Below are 372 nucleotides of genomic sequence, written 5' to 3'. Positions count from 1 at the left end.
GCGGCCTTGGCGCCGAAGTCCATGTGGTAGCTGTGCTCGTACATGTCGAGGGCGATCAGCGGCGTGGCGCCGGCCAGGTTGTGGGCGTGGTCGGCGGCCCAGGCATTCACGAGACGCCTGCGGCGCGGGCTCCACACCAGCAGGGTCCAGCCGGAGCCGCCGCCCTGGGCCTTGCCCATGGCCGTGAACTCGGTGCGCCAGGCGTCCACGGAGCCGAAGTCCCGCTCGATGGCCGCTTTCAGCGCCCCGTCGGGGTCGCCCCCCGTGCCGCCGAGGGAATCGAAGTACACCTCGTGCAGGATCATCGAACCGCTGGCGATCATCTCCTCGCGCTTGAGGCCGTTGATCTCGAACACCGGGGCGCTGGCCCAG

At 70.4% G+C, this 372-nt stretch carries 1 protein-coding gene; it reads right to left on the bottom strand.

The features are described 5' to 3' along the window. On the bottom strand, window positions 1–372 hold a 372-nt coding region (locus tag AC6LJ9_RS30720; protein WP_498150467.1), incomplete at both ends, for a superoxide dismutase.

It is taken from the genome of Achromobacter sp. 1011811831 (genome assembly GCF_059760905.1).
Note: the sequence above shows the minus strand (reverse complement) of the source record. Positions and strands in the feature narration are given on the sequence as shown.